This is a genomic window from Limnobacter sp. MED105 (assembly GCF_000170915.1).
GTDB lineage: Bacteria > Pseudomonadota > Gammaproteobacteria > Burkholderiales > Burkholderiaceae_B > Limnobacter.
Genome location: NZ_ABCT01000018.1, coordinates 33,444 through 51,984, shown reverse-complemented (window position 1 = coordinate 51,984; position 18,541 = coordinate 33,444). Strand labels below are relative to the sequence as shown.

The window sequence follows — 18,541 nt, the reverse complement described above, 5'->3', positions numbered from 1 at the left end:
TTCACAACAATTGGCTTGGGGCCGCGCTGTTTGCGGGTTTGGTCTTTGAGTATCTTTAAGGGCGTTTACTTGGCACCTTTTTGTAGCTCAACCGCACGTGTACACGCCGCCTTGGCTGCGCTTTTGATGGCGTCTTGAACGCCGAGTGCGCGCAACTGTTCCAGGCCGGCAAAGGTGGTGCCTCCTTTGCTGGTGACCTTCTCTCGCAGGGTGGCAAATGAATCATCCGACTGCTTGGCCAGCGTGGCTGCGCCCAAAAAGGTCTGGCTCACCAACAGGTTGGCTTGTGATTCATTGAATCCCAGGTTTTTCGCGGCCTCTGCCAATGCTTCCATCAGAAAAAACACATAGCCAGGACCACTGCCTGAAATGGCTGTGACTGCGTTGATTTCATCTTCCTCGTTTAATACCAGTACTTCGCCGCAACTGCTGAAAATTTGCTGGGCGATGTTGCGATCTTCGACGGAACAATTCGAGGTGAAAAACAGTCCTGAGATACCCTGCGATACCAAGGCGGGTGTATTGGGCATGCAGCGCACCACGCGTGCATTACCCTGTTGGCTCCAGTTCTGTATTTGAGCCACGCTGACACCTGCGGCAATGCTGATTATCAGCGCCCTGCTCAAATGGGCAGCCTGATTATTCAGTACGCTTTGCATCATTTGGGGTTTTACCGCAAGCACCACGATTTCCGGGGTGAAATCGCTTGGCCAGTCGGTGGTGCATTGAATGTTCAAAGTGGACATTTTTGCTGCTGCCTCAGGGCTGGGATCCACCACATGAAATGTGCTGGCCGATACGCCGCTGCCAATTAATCCGCCAAGAATGGCGAAAGCCATATTGCCGCCGCCAATGAATAGAGTGTTCTGCATAGTGATTCCGTATATTTATTTCGAATAGTTGCGTGCACCGAACAAGGCTGAGCCCACGCGCACGCAGCTTGAGCCGCATTCAATCGCCAGTTCCAGGTCTGCAGACATACCCATTGAAAGCGTGTCCATGCGCAAACCTTTGGAGTTGAGTGAATCGAAGATCAACTTGCACTTTAAGAATTCGGCTTTCAATTGATCCACGTTGTCTGTGTTGCTGGGAATGGTCATCAGGCCGCGCAGTGCAATATTCTTCAGACTTTGAATTTGTAGGCACAAATCGGCGGTCTGTTCTGCATTGACTCCCGATTTACTGTCTTCGCCGGAGGTGTTGATTTGCACCAGCACATTCAGCGGTCCCAGCTTGTCGGGTCGTTGATCCGACAATCTTTGTGCAATTTTCAAGCGATCAACGCTGTGCACCCATGAAAAATTTTCCGCAATCGGTTTTGTTTTGTTGCTTTGAATGGGGCCAATGAAATGCCATTCAAGGTTGGTATTGATTGTTTGCGCATTGGGGTGATCAGCCAGCTGGGTGATTTTATCCAAGGCTTCCTGCAGGTAATTTTCACCAAAAGCAGTTTGTCCACAGTTGTAAAACTCAAGGATGTCACTCAAGGGAAAAGTTTTACTGACCGCCAGCAGCTTCACAGCCGAACCGGGTCGACCAGCTTTGCTGCATGCGTTTTCAATCCGGCTTTGAATGTCAGCCAATTGTGTGGCTCGGCTCATGGTGCATCAATTCAATGCTTAAAAGGAGATTATAGCCACATGACACTGACCGAATTGTTGACCTGGGCTGTGGAGGAACATGCATCGGATTTGCATTTGTCGGCAGACATGCCGCCGATGATTCGTGTGAATGGTGAAATGCGCAGATTAAGCGACTCTGTTTTGGGGCATCGCGAGATTTACCGATTGATTCAGGGATCAATGACAGAGGCGCAATGGCAAGGCTGGGAGCAGTCGCATGAATGTGATTACAGTTTTTCGATCGAAGGACTTTCACGGTTTCGTGTGAATGCGTTTATGCAGTGCAGGGGAGCAGCGGCAGCATTTCGCGTGGTACCCAGCCGTGTAAAAACGCTGGAAGAGCTTGAGGCACCCGCCGTGTTTCGTCAAATTGCGCGTGAACCCAATGGACTGGTTCTGGTTACTGGCCCCACCGGCTCGGGCAAAAGCACCACTTTGGCTGCAATGGTGGATGATGTAAACCGCAACCAAAAGGCGCATATTTTGACCATTGAAGATCCGATTGAGTTTACACACACGCCGATGAACTGTGTGATAAACCAACGCGAGTTGGGTGAACACACCCATTCATTTGGTGCCGCTTTGCGCTCCGCCCTGCGAGAGGATCCGGACGTGATTCTGGTGGGGGAAATGCGTGATCTTGAAACAATTCAATTGGCATTGACCGCCGCTGAAACCGGACACTTGGTGTTTGCCACTTTGCACACTTCTTCTGCCCCAAAAACCATCGATCGCATTATTGATGCATTTCCATCGACCGATAAAAGTATGGTGCGCGCCATGTTGTCGGAATCGTTGCGTGCTGTGATCTGCCAAACCTTGTTGAAAAAGCAAGGGGGTGGGCGCGTGGCTGCACATGAAATCATGATGGCTACACCACCGATTCGGAATCTGATTCGCGAGGGCAAGGTGGCACAAATGTTGTCGTCAATTCAAACGGGTTCGCAGCACGGGATGCAGACCATGGAGCAGGCGGTACAACGGCTTTTGATGACTGGAAAGATTACTCGAGAAGTGGCGATGAGCGTTATTTCGGGATCCAACCAACCTTGAGCCATTCAGGTTTGCGGGTAAACTTGTTTTTCATTAAATATTTGGAAGGCACTTCCCATGGCAAGCAATGTGTACGAGTTTTCAAGCAAAACCCTCGATGGTAAGCCGCTGAGCCTGGCTGATTTTCAGGGCAAGGTACTGTTGATTGTGAATACAGCCAGCAAGTGTGGCTTTACCCCGCAGTACGAAGGTTTGCAGGAATTGCACACAGAATTAGGCCAGAAAGGTTTGGTGATTATTGGTTTTCCCTGCAATCAGTTTGGTGGACAAGAGCCCGGCACTGAAGAAGTGATTGCCAGTTTTTGCCAGAAAAATTACGGCGTTGATTTTTTGATGGCGGAAAAGGTGGATGTGAAAGGCAGCGATGCACACCCCTTGTTCAAGTATCTGACTTCTCAGGCCAAAGGCATTTTAGGCACCGAGGCCATCAAGTGGAATTTCACAAAATTTTTGGTGCGCAAGAATGGTGAGGTTTACGACCGCTACGCTCCCACCACCAAGCCCGCTGATTTGAAAGCCGACATTGCCAAGCTGTTGGCAGAGTGATTTAGCTTTCTTCTGGCGGTTGTTCCGAGGTTGCCCGTGGTCGATACACCCCACGGGTCAACGGAATTTCAAACAGGCGGCATTCAATGGGTCCGTTGAACAAGGGGCGTTTGCGCTTGGGGCTGAGTCCCAGCGTTTTCTTGATTTCCAGATCGCCGGAGAACAAAAATGCGGTCCAGCCGGAAAAATTCATTTTCAGATGATCGCCGTAGGCCTTGAACAGTCGCTCATAGGCCTCATCTTCGGGTACATCTGCACCTTTGGCGCGCACACGTTCGCCGTAGGGTGGATTGCTGAACACAATGCCGCTTGGTGACGGAGGTTCTACGGTGAGGGCATCGCGCTGCGCGAACTGAACAATACCCGCGTCCAGAAGTTCTTCGAAACCGGCACGCGCCAGATTTTCCTGGGCAATGTCAATCAACAGTTCAGTGATATCGCTGGCGTACCATTGGAAATAAGGTGTGGTGAGCGCTTTGTCCAATCCTGCATTGAAGCGGCGATTGGCGTCTTCTTGAAGTTCTTTGCCCCACTCGGGGGTGAAGGGTTTCAGGTTTTCAAAAGCAAATGCCCGCTCCAGGCCCGGGGCACGATCGCACAGCTGGGACAGTGATTCGATCACCAAAGTACCACTGCCGCAAAATGGATCCAGAAACACATCGGCATTTTTGCCAGCTTCGCTTTGGCGCGCAATGTGCCACAAACCGGCAGCCAGGTTTTCTTTCAAGGGTGCCACGCCAGCTTCTTCGCGCCAGCCGCGCTTGAATAGGTTTTCACCAGCCAGATCGATGTACACCATGGCTTCAGTGGGGTTAATGGCTGCGAAAATTCGTACATCGGGTGCTTCAACGCTGATATTCGGGCGTTCATCGAAACGTTCGAGAAATGCATCGCACACTGCATCTTTCAAGCGAAGTTGGGTGAAGCGAACACTTTGAATGTCAGCACCCAGGTTGTTCAAATCCACGCGGAAGGTGTTGGAAAGCTTGAACCAGTTGTGCCAATCAACAGATTTGGCAATGTGATAGAACTCATCTTCGCTGGTGCACTCTCCTCGTGCCAGTTCAAGCCCGATGCGGCCTGCAAACCGTGTCCAGTAGGTCATGCGGGTGGCTTGGCGCCAGCTGGCCTCGAATGTACAACCACCAGTGACTGCGCGGGTTTTTTGAGCACCCATGCTTTCCAGTTCAGCGACCAGAATTTCTTCCAGACCACGCGGGCAGCTTGCAAAGCAGTTGAACACACTCTGTTTGGTGGAGTTGTGTTGCTGACCGGCGGGTTTGCCGGCGTTGTTCGGCTTGGAATGATTCGGGTTTGAATAGGGCATGAATTACTTTAAAAATTAGAAAGGTTTAACAACCACCAGAATGATGGCAATGGCCATGAGTACCACAGGTACTTCATTGAACCATCGGAAATAGGTGTGACTGCGGGTATTTTGGCCTGCTTCAAATTTGCGAAGAATGCGGCCACAACTGTAGTGGTAACCGGCAATCGCGAAAACAACGAAAATTTTCGCGTGTAGCCAGCCGCTTTGTCCACCCACGCCAATTTGGTATACCCCCACCAGCGCAAAACCAAGTAACAAGGCAGGAATCGCCAAAAGGGTCATGAACTTGTAAAGCTTTTTCGCCATTTGCAGCAGGCGTGCTGTGGCGGCGGGCTCTGTTTCCATGGCCATGTTCACGAAAATTCTGGGCAGGTAAAACAAACCTGCGAACCAGGAAGCGACAAACAAAATGTGAAAGGCTTTCACCCAAAGGTAACCGTCCATGTACTGCTCCAGTTAGTTTTGAATCAATCAGTTTCTTGTTTCACCGTGGCCAAACACCACGTACTTTTGGCTGGTCAGGCCTTCAAGGCCTACCGGGCCACGCGCATGAATTTTGTCGGTTGAAATACCGATTTCAGCACCCAGGCCATACTCAAACCCGTCTGCGAAACGGGTAGAGGCATTCACCATGACAGAGGCTGAATCCACTTCACGAATGAAGCGCATGGCGTGTCCGTGGTTTTCAGTCACGATGCTGTCGGTGTGATGCGAGCCATAGTGGTTGATGTGCGCAATGGCTTCATCAAGACTGTCGACCACCTTGATCGACAAAATAGGCGCCAAATATTCAGTGCTCCAGTCTTCCTCAGAAGCCGCTTTCACGCTGGGCAACAGTGCCATGGTGCGTTTGCAGCCACGCAGCTCAACACCTTTGGCTGCATAACGCTGCGCAAGTTCCGCCAACGCTGGCTTGGCCACATGGGTGTGAACCAGCAGGGTTTCCATGGTGTTGCAGGTGCCGTAGCGATGGGTTTTCGCGTTCTCTGCAATATTGACTGCATGCGTGAGGTTTGCAGACTCATCAATGAATACATGGCAAATGCCGTCGAGGTGCTTGATCACAGGCACTTTGGCATCGCGGGAAATACGCTCAATCAGACCTTTGCCGCCACGGGGAACAATCACGTCAACGTACTCAGTCATGGTGATCAATGTGCCCACAGCAGCGCGGTCGGTGGTGTCAATAACCTGCACAGCATCCGCTGGCAGGCCCGCTGCTTCCAAACCTTGAGCAACGATCGCTGCCAGGGCCTGGTTGCACCGGAATGCCTCAGAGCCGCCGCGCAAAATGGTGCTGTTGCCTGATTTGATGCACAGGCCGGCCGCATCCACGGTTACATTCGGGCGACTTTCATAAATAATGCCAATGACGCCCAGCGGCACGCGCATTTTTCCAACTTGAATGCCGGAGGGGCGGTTCTTGAAGTCAGTCATCTCGCCGATCGGGTCAGGCAGCTGGGCAATTTGTTCCAGGCCTTCGGCCATGGTTTCGATGGCCTTGTCACTCAAAGCCAAACGATCCAGCAATGCGGCGTCCAGGCCATTCGATTGAGCCTGAGCCATGTCGGCTTGATTCGCCTCGGTTAACGCAGCCTTGTTGGCCCGAATCAGCTTGGCTGTTTCAAGCAGCGCAGTATTTTTGGCGTGCGTGTTGGCTTTGGCCATGTAAACAGCGGCTGCGCGGGCCTTTTTGCCGATGGCCAGAATTTGTTGTTCGATACTCATGTTACTTGCTCTTTCAGGTGTTCCAAAGTTCGGGCGGTTCAATGCCCGCCACGCCTAGGCCTATAATCTCAAACAGGGTCCAGGGGTTGCCCTGTTTCATGCCTTTGATGGTTTTTTCGGCGGCATAACACCAAGCGGTCAGTTTTTGAAGGCTGCCAGGGTTGTGGCGTTTCAGGGCGGCTGCAATGTGATTCTGCCTCTGTCCCCAAATTCTATTTTGTCGGCAGGCATCCGACAAAGACATTCCGCGCCGCATGGCTTGCTGTGTGTCGCGAATGGCACGAATTTCTTCTTGCAAGGCCCAAAGTACCAAAGTGGGGGCTTCGCCTTCGGCTTCCAGTCCCTCCATCATTCGGGTAATTCGCTTGGCGTCCCCGGCCAGCAAGCTGCCACCAAGGTCGAACACGTTAAAGCGTGCAGAATTGGCAACCATGCCTTGCACCTGTTCAATGGCCACAGCTCCTTGGTGCTCAAGCGCCAGCTTTTCTATGGTTTGGTGTGCCACCAGCAGGTTGCCCTCGGTTTTCTCGGCCAACCAACTGCAGGTTTCTCGGTCCAGTTGCACACCTTTGCGTTTTGCAGCTTGCGCGATCCAGCCGGGCAGGGTGTCTGCACCCACCGGGCGACAGGCTATCTCGCATCCTTTTGCCAGCAAATCAGCAAAACCGGCACTTTTTTCCTGGGTTTTATTCAGTTTGGGAGCGCTCACCAGCAGGTAATGCCCGGTGTCACCGGCAGCGATCCACTGCGCTGCTTTGCCCAAGGCTTCCGCAGCTTCCTTGCTGAGTTTGGGTTGATTAATTCGCAAATCAACCAGCGAAACATCGCCAAACAGGGAGGCTTCAGCAAACAGCGATAAAAACTCCTGTGGGTCAAATTGCCGATCCACTTCAACAATATGTCGCTGGTAATCGGTTTGTTTTTTCAGTCGTTGACGGTACAGGTCGGCAGCCTGGGTCGCAAACAGGGGTTCATCTGTAAATACGCACAGCAGTTGTGGCAAAGCGGTGTTTGCGCCGTCGTTCAACCAGGTGTCAAGCGCAATCTGTTTCATTTCGCCGTTTGCCCCTTTGGTCCCAACTGCAAGGCGCTAAGCCGCCCGGTAATCTGGCGTGCAATGTCACGTTGCATTTCAGTGTACAGCTGGTTTTCCTCGGCTTCCTTGCCCAAAATTTGATCGTCGGTGTAAGTCAGTTCCCGGCGTTGGCTCAGTTGGCTGGTGGCAATCAGGAAGTCTCCGTTTTTGTCCACCACGCTGTAAAGCAGTTCATAGGTAATTCGTACCTCACGGGCGCGACCAGTTGCACTGAAGGTGACGATACTGCGATCTCGTGCTTCGCTGATCAAATTCAACTTCAAAGGGGCACCTTCAGGTGGGTTCACCTTCAAGTTCAGAATCTGAAGTTGCAAGTCCATGTTGCGGTTCATTTCAGAATTTTCCATGCCGCGCAATTCGATTTTCTCAAAGTCGAAGTTGTACTGGCCACGCAACTGAAAGCCGCAGGCGGTCAGTGCCAGGGTTGTTGCCAGCAGGGCGATGGTTTGAAAAAATCGTTTCATAAAGACTCGCTTGTTGTTGGGGTCGATCTTAAACAACGATATTGACCAGTTTGCCGGGTACCACAATCACTTTCTTGGCGGGTTTGCCTTCCATGAACTTTTGTGCTGCTTCGTTGGCCAGCGCGGCGCTCTCGATGCTGGCTTTGTCCGCGTCGGCGGGAACCTCAATGCTGCCTCGCAGTTTTCCGTTCACTTGCACCATCAAGGTCAATTCTGAGCGCACCAAGGCGTTCTCGTCCACCTCGGGCCATGGAGCGTCCAGAATTTCACCCTCTGCCGCACTGTAGTTCAGGCTGGCCCACAGGTGGCAGGTAATGTGAGGCACGATCGGGTACAGCACGCGCAACAAAATGCTCAGGCCTTCGACCAGTACTGCCTGGTCGGCTGGTGATTTTGGCTCATTGGCGAATGCATCCAGTGTGTTCAGCATTTTCATGCCGGCTGACACCACCGTGTTGTACTGGTGGCGGTCGTAGTCGAAATTGGCCTGTTTCAAAATTTCATGCACATCGCGGCGGGTGTTCTGCGCCGCTTTGCTCAATTCTGTGGCGTTCAGAGCGGGCTGGGCCTTGATGGCTTCTTGCTGATTCAAAGCCAGTTGGTAAAGGCGTTTCAGGAAGCGGTGTGCGCCTTCCACGCCAGAGTCGCTCCACTCCAGGCTTTGCTCGGGTGGTGCAGCAAACATGGTGAACAAGCGCGCTGTGTCAGCGCCGTACTGGTCGATCAGGGCCTGTGGGTCGATGCCGTTGTTTTTGGACTTCGACATTTTTTCAACGCCACCAATGTGCACTGGTGCACCACTGTTGCTGAGTTTTGCCGAGACCGGGCGACCTTTGTCGTCAAACTCAACCGAGACATCGGCCGGATTGATCCAGGTTTTTTTTCCGTTGGCTTCTTCAGTGTAATACGTGTCGTTCAGCACCATGCCTTGAGTCAGCAGGGCGGTGGCGGGTTCGTGGAATTTCACCAGGCCCAGGTCGTTCATGACCTTGGTCCAGAAGCGGCTGTACAGCAGGTGCAGAATGGCATGCTCAATACCGCCGATGTACTGGTCCATGGGCATCCAGTAGTCGCTGCGTTCATCGGTCATGGTGTTTGCGTCGTTGCACACATAACGCGTGAAATACCAGCTGGAGTCGACGAAGGTGTCCATGGTGTCGGTTTCACGGCGGGCAGGTTTGCCGCACTTGGGGCATTTGCATTCATAGAATGCTGCGCTTTTGGCCAAGGGGTTGCCGCTGCCATCGGGTACCAAATCTTCAGGCAACACCACAGGCAGGTCTGCTTCGGGCACGGGTACATCGCCGCAGGTGTCGCAATAAATAATTGGAATCGGGGTGCCCCAGTAGCGCTGGCGTGAAATACCCCAGTCGCGTAGGCGGAACTGAATACGCTTTTCGCCTAGGTTGTTGGATGCAAGCAGCTCGGCCACCTTGTCGACAGCTGCGGAGTAATTCAGGCCATCCAGCGGACCACTGGCCACGCAAACACCACGTTCTTTGTCGCCATACCACTCAGCCCATTCAGCGTTGTTGAACACTTCGCCTTTCACGCTGATCACTTGTTTGATCGAAATGCCGTACTTCAAAGCGAATGCGAAATCACGTTCATCGTGTGCGGGCACACCCATCACAGCGCCATCGCCATAGCTCATCAATACATAGTTGCCCACCCAAACCGGTACGCTTTCTCCGGTTAACGGGTGCGTTACGGTAAGGCCTGTGGGCATGCCCTTTTTTTCCATCGTGGCCATGTCGGCCTCGGCCACGCCGCCAGCCTTGCATTCGGCGATGAATGCCTGAAGTTCAGGATTGTTTTCGGCAGCCAGCGCAGCGAGCGGATGCTCAGCCGCCACGGCGCAAAAGGTGACACCCATGATGGTGTCGGCACGTGTGGTGAACACATACAGCTTGCCTTCTTGAACCAATTCACCCGCGGTGTTTTTGATCTCATGCGGGAAAGCAAAGCGCACGCCGGTGGATTTGCCAATCCAGTTTTCCTGCATCACTTTGACGCGGTCGGGCCACTGAAGACCATTCAAATCTTCGAGCAATACATCCGCGTAATCGGTAATCGCCATGTAGTACATGGGAATATCACGCTTCTCGACCACGGCTCCGGATCGCCATCCTTTGCCGTCGATCACCTGTTCATTGGCCAGCACGGTTTGGTCAATGGGATCCCAATTCACGGTGCCTGTTTTTTTGTAAACAATGCCTTTTTCGAGCATCTTCAGGAACAGCCACTGGTTCCACTTGTAGTAATCGGGTTTGCAGGTGGCTACCTCTTTAGACCAGTCAATGGCCAAGCCCATCGATTCCATCTGTTTTTTCATGTAATCGATGTTGCTGTACGTCCAAGCCGCGGGTGGTTTTCCGTTGGCCATGGCTGCATTTTCAGCGGGCATACCGAACGCGTCCCAGCCCATAGGCATCAAGGTGTTGTAGCCCTTCATGCGCTTTTGGCGAATCATGACGTCGTTGATGGTGTAGTTGCGCACGTGGCCCATGTGAAGTTTGCCGCTGGGGTAGGGCAGCATTGAAACGCAGTAATACTTTGGCTTTTGCTTGCCGCTTGCGTCTTTGGCGAAAGCCTCAGCCCTGTAGGCGTCTGATTCTTTCCATTGGCCTTGAACGGCATTTTCAATGTCTTGGGCGGCGTATTTGTCGAGCATGGTGCGTGGAAACTTGGGTATGAATTTTGAATGCGGGCGGGGCCGTGCCGGGTGGGGCAGGCCAATCGGTCATTATATCGGGCTTTTTCGTTTTTTACGGGCAAGGCAGGTGGGGCAATCACTGTTAAAATCAACAGCAAAACCCATTTTTGATGTGAGAAGCCGTGTCTTTACTTGATAGCCTGAACCCTGAACAACTGGCAGCCGTCACCTTGCCCCGTGAATCGGCACTGATTCTGGCAGGGGCTGGCAGTGGCAAAACCAAGGTGCTCACAGCTCGCATTGCGTGGTTGATTCAAACCGGGCAGGTGGGCCCCAATGGGGTATTGGCGGTTACCTTCACCAATAAGGCGGCCAAGGAAATGCTGCACCGCATTTCAACCATGCTGCCGATTAACACTCGCAGCATGTGGGTGGGTACTTTTCACGGCCTGTGCAATCGCATGTTGCGGGCCCACTGGAAGGAAGCCGGATTGCCGCAAGCCTTTCAGATTCTGGACATGCAAGACCAGCTTTCCGCGATCAAGCGGATGTACAAAGTGCTGGGTATTGATGCTGAAAAATTTCCGCCCAAACAGTTGAGCTACTTCGTCGGTTCGGCGAAAGATCAAGGTTTGCGCCCCAAAGACGTCGAGGCGCACGACGAATACCACCGCATGATGGTTCGGTTGTACGAGGCCTATGAAGCCCAATGCCAGCGTGAGGGGGTAGTTGATTTTGCCGAGTTGTTGTTGCGTTCATTCGAACTGTTGGGCGCAAACCCGGCGTTGCGTGAACATTACCAGGCTCGTTTCAAATACATTTTGGTGGACGAGTTTCAAGACACCAACAGCTTGCAATACAACTGGTTAAAGCGGCTGGCTGGCCCCCAAGGCTGCATTTTTGCAGTGGGCGATGATGACCAATCCATTTACGCCTTCCGCGGTGCGCGCGTGGCCAACATGGTGCAGTTTGAGAATGATTTCAATGTGCAGAATCGCATCAAGCTGGAGCAAAACTACCGTTCAGTTGGCAATGTGTTGAAAGCAGCCAACGTACTGATTGCGCACAACAAGGCTCGTCTGGGAAAGGAGTTGTGGACCGAGGCCGGCGAGGGTGAGGCAATCCGGGTGTATGAGGCCACGAGCGATCAGGATGAGGCGGCTTTTATCATCGATCGAATTAAAAAACTGGTGCTTGAGGAAGGTTACGGTAGATCCGATATTGCGATTCTGTATCGCTCGAACGCTCAATCCCGCGTGGTGGAACAAGCCTTGTTCAATGCCGGCATGCCTTATCGTGTGTACGGCGGTTTGCGCTTTTTTGAACGCGCTGAAATCAAGCACGCACTGGCTTATTTGCGTTTGATGGACAACGCAGACGACGACAACTCTTTTTCACGCGTTGTGAATTTTCCTGCGCGTGGCATTGGTGCACGTAGCGTGGAGCAACTGCAAGACATTTCCACGGCGCAGGGCACTTCGCTGTACCGTGCCATTCATCGCATGGAAGGTCGGGCGCAGGCCGGTTTGAAAAAATTTGCCGATTTGATCGAGCGCATGCGATTTGAAACACGTGGCTTGAGCCTTGCCGATTTGGTCGACAAGGTAATCAATGAATCAGGTTTGGTGGCTCATTTTCAGGCCGACAAAGATGGTGAAGACCGTGTTGAAAACTTGAAAGAATTGGTGAATGCGGCTGCCTCGTTCGCGATTGCTGAAGGTTATTACCAAGATGCAGCGGCCACGATGGTGGACGAAGAAAAGTTGATTACGCCGCTGGCTGATTTTCTTTCTCATGCCTCGCTTGAGGCGGGTGACAACGCAGCGGCGGCGGGTCAAGAGGCCATTCAATTGATGACAGCGCATTCTGCCAAAGGGCTGGAGTTCAAATGTGTTTTCGTGACGGGTTTGGAAGAAGGGTTGTTCCCGCATGAGAACAGCATCGGCAATTCCGTGGAGGGTGGCGATGGCACCAGCGTAGAGGCCGTGGAAGAAGAGCGTCGCTTGATGTATGTGGCCATTACCCGCGCACGGGAACAACTGTTTTTAAGCCATGCACAGCAGCGAATGTTGCACGGGCAAATTCGTTACCACCTTCGTTCTCGTTTTCTCGATGAGTTGCCTGAAGAGGTATTGAAATGGCTTACTCCAAAACGTGCGCACATTGCCAGCCAGGGTTGGGATGCGCTTGATTCCAAAGTGTGGGGGCAAAATAAAACGCTCAACGTGGGTTACAGCAACAAAGCCGCCAAGCGACCCTACGACATCGGCACGGGTGTGAATCATGCCAAGTTTGGTAGCGGTGTAGTGGTAGCTTATGAGGGCGAGGGTGACGACCAAAGAATTCAGATCAACTTTGGTCGCCAAGGCATGAAGTGGCTGATGCTGAGTTTGGCGAAGCTTGAGCGGAGTTGAACTTGAAGGGGCGACGCTGCTCTGTGTTGCCCAATCGGCGGCGGTGTTTCGATCGCCTCGCCTTCAAGAAAACCTGCCCTTGCGTGCCGAGCAGAGCCGGTGTTGCCCAGCATGGGCGACAGAGAACGGACCCGACCCGCAGTTTAGGAGGGTCGTTCTCAGGCACCGCGAGGCTAAGCAAGGGATCAACAGGTTTTCTGGCGAGAGATCGGAACCCAAGCCGATAGGGCAATTAACAAGCACCGAGAGGCTGCAGTCCAGGCCGGTCACTCGGTTGGATCGTGCTCAAACACTGCTTTGTAGGTTGGGTAAAAGGTACATAGCGACACCGCCATCACCAGCGCCACGCACATCATGTTCAGTGCACTCACGAACGCGGCAGGCAAGCCCAACAACGTGAATAAAACAACGAACACCGATGAAAAACCCAAACCCAAAATAAGCCAACCCATGCCATAAATCAGAAAGCTGCCTTTGTTTCGCCACACAGCAATCCAGCTTGAAAACAGGGCTTGCATGGGTTTCATGTTGTGCCAAACGACCAAAACCGGCGCAAACCAGAATGCCAACAACACCGGGATACTGGTGATGCCAATAAAGATCATATACAGCACCATGTACTCCATGAATGCGGCACTGGTTGCTGCATCGGCCTTTTGCAGGTCGTCAATCGACACCGTGGGTTGTGCGCCAAGAACAAGGTGTGCAAGCAGGCGGATCAACGCAAAGCATGCGGTGTAAATTGCTCCCAAAATCAACAAGGACTGTAGGTGTTTTCTGTTGTCCTGACTAAAGGCGTTGAACAAAACGCTAGGGCTGACCCGCAAGCCTTTTTGCCCCATTTTGCCTGCCAGCATGATTCCAAAACCCAAGGCGGGTGATGCGACAGCAACCGCGGCAGCACCGATGAAAGGGATCAGTATCCCGATGAAAAGAATGATAAAAAGATAAGTGTTGCCGAACAGGAACATTTCGCCCGGTTTGCTTCTGAATAGCTGCACGCCCTGCATCAGCCAATCCCATCCCGCGCTTGGCGGGCAAGTATGTACATAGTTGGCCAAGTGATTACTTCCTTAATTCGGTTGAAGAGCAAGCGGTATTCCCTGCCTGCGGGCAAGCAATACGCGTTCAAAATGTTTTGGATCTTTCACATTCAGTACTTCGGCTTCACGTGGCATGTAAAAATCGTAAAGTCTGGAGGTCCAAAAACGAAGCCCTGCAGCGCGCAGCATGTCTTGCCAAAGTTCGCACTCATGCGGGTTCAATTTGCGAACCTCTTGATAACCACTCAACAAAGCACCCAACAGTTCGGGTTTGAGTTCACCCTGGTCGGGCTTGTCATTGGCCAGTTCAATGCACCAGTCGTTTGCGGTCACCGCGAGATCAAACAAAAAGGTATCTACACCAGCGAAATAAAAGTCGATAACCCCGCCAAGAGAATCGCCCTGCATCAAAGCATTGTCGCGAAACAGATCGGCGTGTACTGCCCCTTTGGGCAGCATTCTGTAGGCATGGCGTTCAGCAACCGCCTTCTGATGATGGACTTCGCTGTGCAACAGTTCTTTGACCGGGTTGGGCAGGTATGAATCCAGGGCATTCATTGCACTTTCAATCCACGCCAGACCTCGGGGGTTGGGCGTGTTGCCAGGAAAATCAGCCACCGCTAGGTGAGCCTGTGCGCAAAATCGACCAATTTGTTGGCATTGGGCTGCATTGGGCCGCTCAACCGATTTCCCGCCAAGGCAATTCACCAACGTGGCAGGTTTGCCATTCAGTTCGCTGAATAACTCGCCCTGCGCATTGGGTATCGGACCAGGCACAGCCAAGCCCTTTTTGGCCAGATGTTTCATCAAGCCCAGGTAAAACGGAAGGTCTTCCGCCTTCAGCTTTTCGAACAGGGTTAGAACAAACCGGCCCTTGCTGGTGTTCACAAAATAATTGGTGTTTTCAATGCCCGACTCAATGCCTTCAAATGAAAGCAATTCACCGCAATCCCGGCCCTCCAGCCATTGTTGCAGTTCAGTTTGGGTAATGCGTGTAAAAACAGCCATTCAAAGTCCTGAGTAGGGTCATGAGCACCCCGGATTTTACCTGTGTTTGACCCTGCTTTATAAGTCCAACAGCTTCTCTGTTTCACTGTCTGATGGATTGAAGGTGCGTTTCTCGTAGAAGTGGAATATGCATTTCAACACCTCCTCTGGTGTTTCAACCACCTCAAACAGGTCCATGTCTCCCGGGCTGATCATTCCCTCGCCCAGCAAATGGCTTTTTACCCAATCAATCAGACCCGCCCAGAACTTGGAGCCCACCAAAATAATGGGAATACGTCTGCCTTTGTTGGTTTGAATCAGCGTGAGTGCCTCGAACATTTCATCGAGGGTGCCAAAGCCACCAGGCATCACCACATAGGCACTGGCATACTTCGCAAATGCCACTTTGCGTGCAAAGAAGTGGCGAAATGTGAGTGAAATATCCTGATAGGCATTGCCGCTTTGCTCGAACGGCAGTTCGATATTCAAACCGACGCTGGGTGATTCACCCGCATGCGCGCCTTTGTTGGCGGCCTCCATGATGCCAGGCCCGCCACCGCTAATAACAGCAAATCCGGAGTCAGACAGTGCCCTGGCAATATTCTCAGTGAGCGTGTAATAGGGGTGATCTACCGGGGTTCTCGCGCTGCCAAAAATGGAGACTGAAGGGCGAATTGCCGACAGCTTCTCGGTCGCCTCAATGAACTCTGCCATAATTCCCAACACATGCCACGACTCCCTGGCCTTCACTGCGGTGGATTGTTCTTTGGAGGGAAGGTGGCGCAATGTCGGAATATTCTTATTTTTGGTTGTCATATGAAGCGATTACTCCTGGTTGATGGGTCGAGCTACCTGTACCGTGCCTTTCATGCCATGCCCGATTTGCGAAACCGCGCAGGCGAGCCCACTGGGGCCATTTATGGCATGGTCAACATGCTTCGACGCCTGCGTGCAGATTACAACACTGACGATATCACTTCCAATTGTATCGCCTGTGTGTTCGATGCGCCGGGCAAAACCTTTCGCGACGACATTTACCCGGAATACAAAGCGAACCGGGCCAGCATGCCCGAGGACCTGGCTGCGCAAATCCCCCACATTCACGAAGTAACCCGTGCCATGGGCTGGCCCATTGTGATGGAGCCCGGCATTGAGGCGGACGATGTCATTGGCACCCTGGCGCAAGTGGCGCTGGAGCAGGGTTTCGATGAGGTGATTGTGTCCACTGGCGACAAAGACATGGCGCAATTGGTGAACGACAAGGTTCGACTGGTCGACACCATGAAAAACGCAGTCATGACCCGGGACTCGGTGTTTGAAAAGTTTGGCGTGTATCCCGAGCAGATTGTGGATTACCTGACCCTGGTGGGCGACACGGTTGACAACGTGCCAGGTGTAGAAAAAGTGGGACCTAAAACCGCTGCAAAGTGGCTGGCTGAGTACAAGACGCTGGATGGCGTGGTGGCCAATGCCGACAAAATTGGCGGCAAAGTGGGGGAGAACCTGCAAAAGGCCCTGGACTGGTTGCCCACAGGCAAATCTCTGGTCACCATTAAAACAGATTGCGAGTTTGAGCTGCGCCGCCACATTGAGGAACAGCTAAAGGCCAATCCGGAAAACAAAGACGCGCTCAAGGATTTATTTCAACGGTTTGAATTCAAAACCTGGTTTCGCGCTTTGGGCGGTGTGGGTGAAGATGACGCTTCAGCCAAGCCGAAAGTGGAAGGACCGCCCGACGGCAGTTCGATGAGCCTGTTTGATGCGCCCACGCAAGCCGTAGACTCCATCGAAACCATTTGTGTACAAACACAAGCACAGCTTGATTCGCTACTCGCTGAATTAAAAGCCGCTGCAGCCAGTAAAACGCCGGTTGCTTTTGATACTGAAACCGACTCGCTGGAACCCATGAATGCCCGCATTGTGGGCCTTTCATTCTCAGTGAAGCCGGGCGTGGGCTATTACATTCCACTGACGCACCAGGATTTGACGGCGGAGCCGCAACTGCCACTGGCCGAGGTGTTGGCGTTTCTGAAGCCTTGGTTTGAAGATTCCGATTCGCCCAAAATTGCCCAGAATGCAAAATACGACTTACATGTGATGGCCAATCATGATGTGTGGGTCAAGGGTTTGTTCGAAGACACCATGCTGGCCAGCTACATTCTGGAAGCACACAAGCCGCATGGCATGGACGCCTTGGCCCTGCGCTGGTTGAACTACAACACCATCAAGTACGAGGAAGTGGCCGGCAAAGGTGCCAGCCAAATTACCTTTGACCAGGTGCCGATTGATACCGCCACTAAGTACGCTGCTGAAGACGCGGAAGTTACCTTGCGCCTCGCCCACGCCTTGAAAGCCGAGCTGGACAAGGTGCCAGAACTTGCCAAGCTGTACCGCGACGTGGAGTTGCCTTTCGGACAGGTGTTGTTTGAAGTAGAACGCAATGGCGTGTTGATTGATTCAGACAAGCTGGAGGCACAAAGCGCCGAAATTGCCGACAAGCTTAAACTGATTGAAGAACAGGCTTTCGAATTGGCCGGCGGCAGTTTTAATTTGAACTCACCCAAGCAAATTGGCGAATTGTTGTTCGACAAATTGGGTTTGCCAGTCGTTAAAAAAACCGCCAGTGGTGCGCCCTCGACCGATGAAGAAGTGCTCAGCAAACTGGCCGAAGATTATCCTTTGCCTGCCAAGTTATTGGAACACCGATCACTGGCCAAACTGAAAAGCACCTACACCGACAAATTGCCGCGTATGGTGAATGCACGCACCGGGCGTGTGCATACCAATTATGCGCAGGCGGTGGCTGTTACGGGCCGCTTGGCCAGCAATGATCCCAACTTGCAGAACATCCCTGTGCGCACCGCCGAAGGTCGTCGAGTGCGCGAGGCCTTTATCGCGGCGCCTGGCTGTGTCTTGGTCTCGGCTGATTATTCGCAGATCGAGTTGCGCATCATGGCGCATATTTCCGGGGATGAAGCGCTGATCCATGCTTTCAATGAAGGCTTGGACATTCACAGTGCCACCGCATCTGAAATTTTTGGTGTGGGTTTGAACGAGGTTACCTCTGATCATCGTCGCACAGCCAAGGTTATTAACTTTGGTCTTATTTATGGCATGAGCGCGTTTGGTTTGGCCGGTAACCTGGGCATTACCCGAGAGGCGGCCAAGTTGTACATTGACCGGTACTTTGCCCGCTACCCGGGTGTTGCGAAGTTCATGGACAATGTGCGCGCACAAGCCAAGGAAGACGGCTTTGTGCAAACCGTGTTTGGGCGCCGGCTGTGGCTGCCTGAAATCAAAAGCCCCAATGGCCCACGCAGGGCGGGCGCGGAACGGGCTGCGATCAACGCGCCCATGCAGGGCACGTCTGCAGACCTGATCAAGATGGCCATGGTGGAATTGTCGGCCTGGTTGAAGGCAGAAAAACTCAATTCAAAAATGATCATGCAGGTACACGACGAAGTCATTTTCGAAGTACCCAAGGGTGAACTCGAATTGATTCAGAAGCGCGTACCTGAAATCATGACCCAAGTGGCCAAGCTGCGAGTGCCTCTGGAAGTGGGATGTGGCGTTGGCAATAATTGGGAAGAGGCGCATTGAAT

At 52.6% G+C, this 18,541-nt stretch carries 15 protein-coding genes; 4 read left to right on the top strand and 11 right to left on the bottom strand.

Features of this window, described 5'->3' with window-relative positions:
• Positions 1–65 precede the first annotated feature (65 nt).
• Together proC and LMED105_RS13825 are read right to left on the bottom strand one after the other, a co-directional pair.
• The gene (gene proC / locus LMED105_RS13830; RefSeq protein ID WP_008252425.1) at positions 66–872 is read right to left on the bottom strand and encodes a pyrroline-5-carboxylate reductase; all 807 of its coding nucleotides are present in this window, start codon (positions 870–872) and stop codon (positions 66–68) included.
• A gap of 15 nt (positions 873–887) precedes the next feature.
• A complete protein-coding gene (locus tag LMED105_RS13825; RefSeq protein WP_008252423.1) occupies positions 888–1,601 on the bottom strand; it encodes a YggS family pyridoxal phosphate-dependent enzyme in 714 nt (237 codons plus the stop codon).
• A 39-nt stretch (positions 1,602–1,640) separates the two neighbouring features.
• Here LMED105_RS13825 and LMED105_RS13820 point away from each other — a divergent pair, with 39 nt between their 5' ends.
• Together LMED105_RS13820 and LMED105_RS13815 are read left to right on the top strand one after the other, a co-directional pair.
• A complete protein-coding gene (locus LMED105_RS13820; protein ID WP_008252421.1) occupies positions 1,641–2,675 on the top strand; it encodes a type IV pilus twitching motility protein PilT in 1,035 nt (344 codons plus the stop codon).
• Between the two features lie 57 nt (positions 2,676–2,732).
• Positions 2,733–3,221, top strand: coding sequence for a glutathione peroxidase (locus tag LMED105_RS13815; protein ID WP_008252419.1), 489 nt, complete (start codon positions 2,733–2,735; stop codon positions 3,219–3,221).
• A gap of 1 nt (position 3,222) precedes the next feature.
• Here LMED105_RS13815 and LMED105_RS13810 read toward each other — a convergent pair whose 3' ends face one another.
• The 6 genes from LMED105_RS13810 to leuS are packed head-to-tail and all read right to left on the bottom strand — an operon-like array spanning position 3,223 to position 10,513.
• On the bottom strand, positions 3,223–4,548 hold the full coding sequence (locus tag LMED105_RS13810; protein WP_008252417.1) for a class I SAM-dependent RNA methyltransferase: 1,326 nt from the start codon (positions 4,546–4,548) through the stop codon (positions 3,223–3,225).
• 15 nt (positions 4,549–4,563) lie between these two features.
• Positions 4,564–4,995 (bottom strand): CopD family protein, encoded by a 432-nt coding sequence (locus tag LMED105_RS13805; protein WP_008252415.1) that lies wholly within the window; start codon positions 4,993–4,995, stop codon positions 4,564–4,566.
• Positions 4,996–5,022: 27 nt separating this feature from the next.
• Positions 5,023–6,279, bottom strand: a complete 1,257-nt coding sequence (locus LMED105_RS13800; protein ID WP_008252414.1) for a glutamate-5-semialdehyde dehydrogenase — start codon at positions 6,277–6,279, stop codon at positions 5,023–5,025.
• Between the two features lie 13 nt (positions 6,280–6,292).
• The gene (gene holA, locus LMED105_RS13795) at positions 6,293–7,333 is read right to left on the bottom strand and encodes a DNA polymerase III subunit delta (protein ID WP_008252412.1); all 1,041 of its coding nucleotides are present in this window, start codon (positions 7,331–7,333) and stop codon (positions 6,293–6,295) included.
• Positions 7,330–7,839, bottom strand: a complete 510-nt coding sequence (gene lptE / locus LMED105_RS13790; RefSeq protein ID WP_008252410.1) for an LPS assembly lipoprotein LptE — start codon at positions 7,837–7,839, stop codon at positions 7,330–7,332. The genes holA and lptE overlap by 4 nt, the downstream gene beginning before the upstream one ends.
• Before the next feature lie 28 nt (positions 7,840–7,867).
• Positions 7,868–10,513: a leucine--tRNA ligase gene (leuS, locus tag LMED105_RS13785; protein WP_008252408.1), complete on the bottom strand. Its 2,646-nt coding sequence runs from the start codon at positions 10,511–10,513 to the stop codon at positions 7,868–7,870.
• 164 nt (positions 10,514–10,677) lie between these two features.
• On the opposite strand from leuS, the gene LMED105_RS13780 reads away from it, so the two are divergent.
• Positions 10,678–12,909, top strand: a complete 2,232-nt coding sequence (locus tag LMED105_RS13780) for a UvrD-helicase domain-containing protein (protein ID WP_008252406.1) — start codon at positions 10,678–10,680, stop codon at positions 12,907–12,909.
• Between the two features lie 266 nt (positions 12,910–13,175).
• Here LMED105_RS13780 and LMED105_RS16525 read toward each other — a convergent pair whose 3' ends face one another.
• The 3 genes from LMED105_RS16525 to LMED105_RS13765 are packed head-to-tail and all read right to left on the bottom strand — an operon-like array spanning position 13,176 to position 15,755.
• Positions 13,176–13,970, bottom strand: coding sequence for a BPSS1780 family membrane protein (locus LMED105_RS16525; RefSeq protein ID WP_156799706.1), 795 nt, complete (start codon positions 13,968–13,970; stop codon positions 13,176–13,178).
• A 12-nt stretch (positions 13,971–13,982) separates the two neighbouring features.
• A complete protein-coding gene (locus LMED105_RS13770; RefSeq protein WP_008252402.1) occupies positions 13,983–14,960 on the bottom strand; it encodes a homoserine kinase in 978 nt (325 codons plus the stop codon).
• A gap of 57 nt (positions 14,961–15,017) precedes the next feature.
• Positions 15,018–15,755, bottom strand: a complete 738-nt coding sequence (locus tag LMED105_RS13765) for a TIGR00730 family Rossman fold protein (RefSeq protein WP_008252400.1) — start codon at positions 15,753–15,755, stop codon at positions 15,018–15,020.
• On the opposite strand from LMED105_RS13765, the gene polA reads away from it, so the two are divergent.
• Positions 15,756–18,539: a DNA polymerase I gene (polA, locus tag LMED105_RS13760; RefSeq protein WP_008252398.1), complete on the top strand. Its 2,784-nt coding sequence runs from the start codon at positions 15,756–15,758 to the stop codon at positions 18,537–18,539. It abuts the gene before it with no gap.
• Positions 18,540–18,541: the final 2 nt, after the last annotated feature.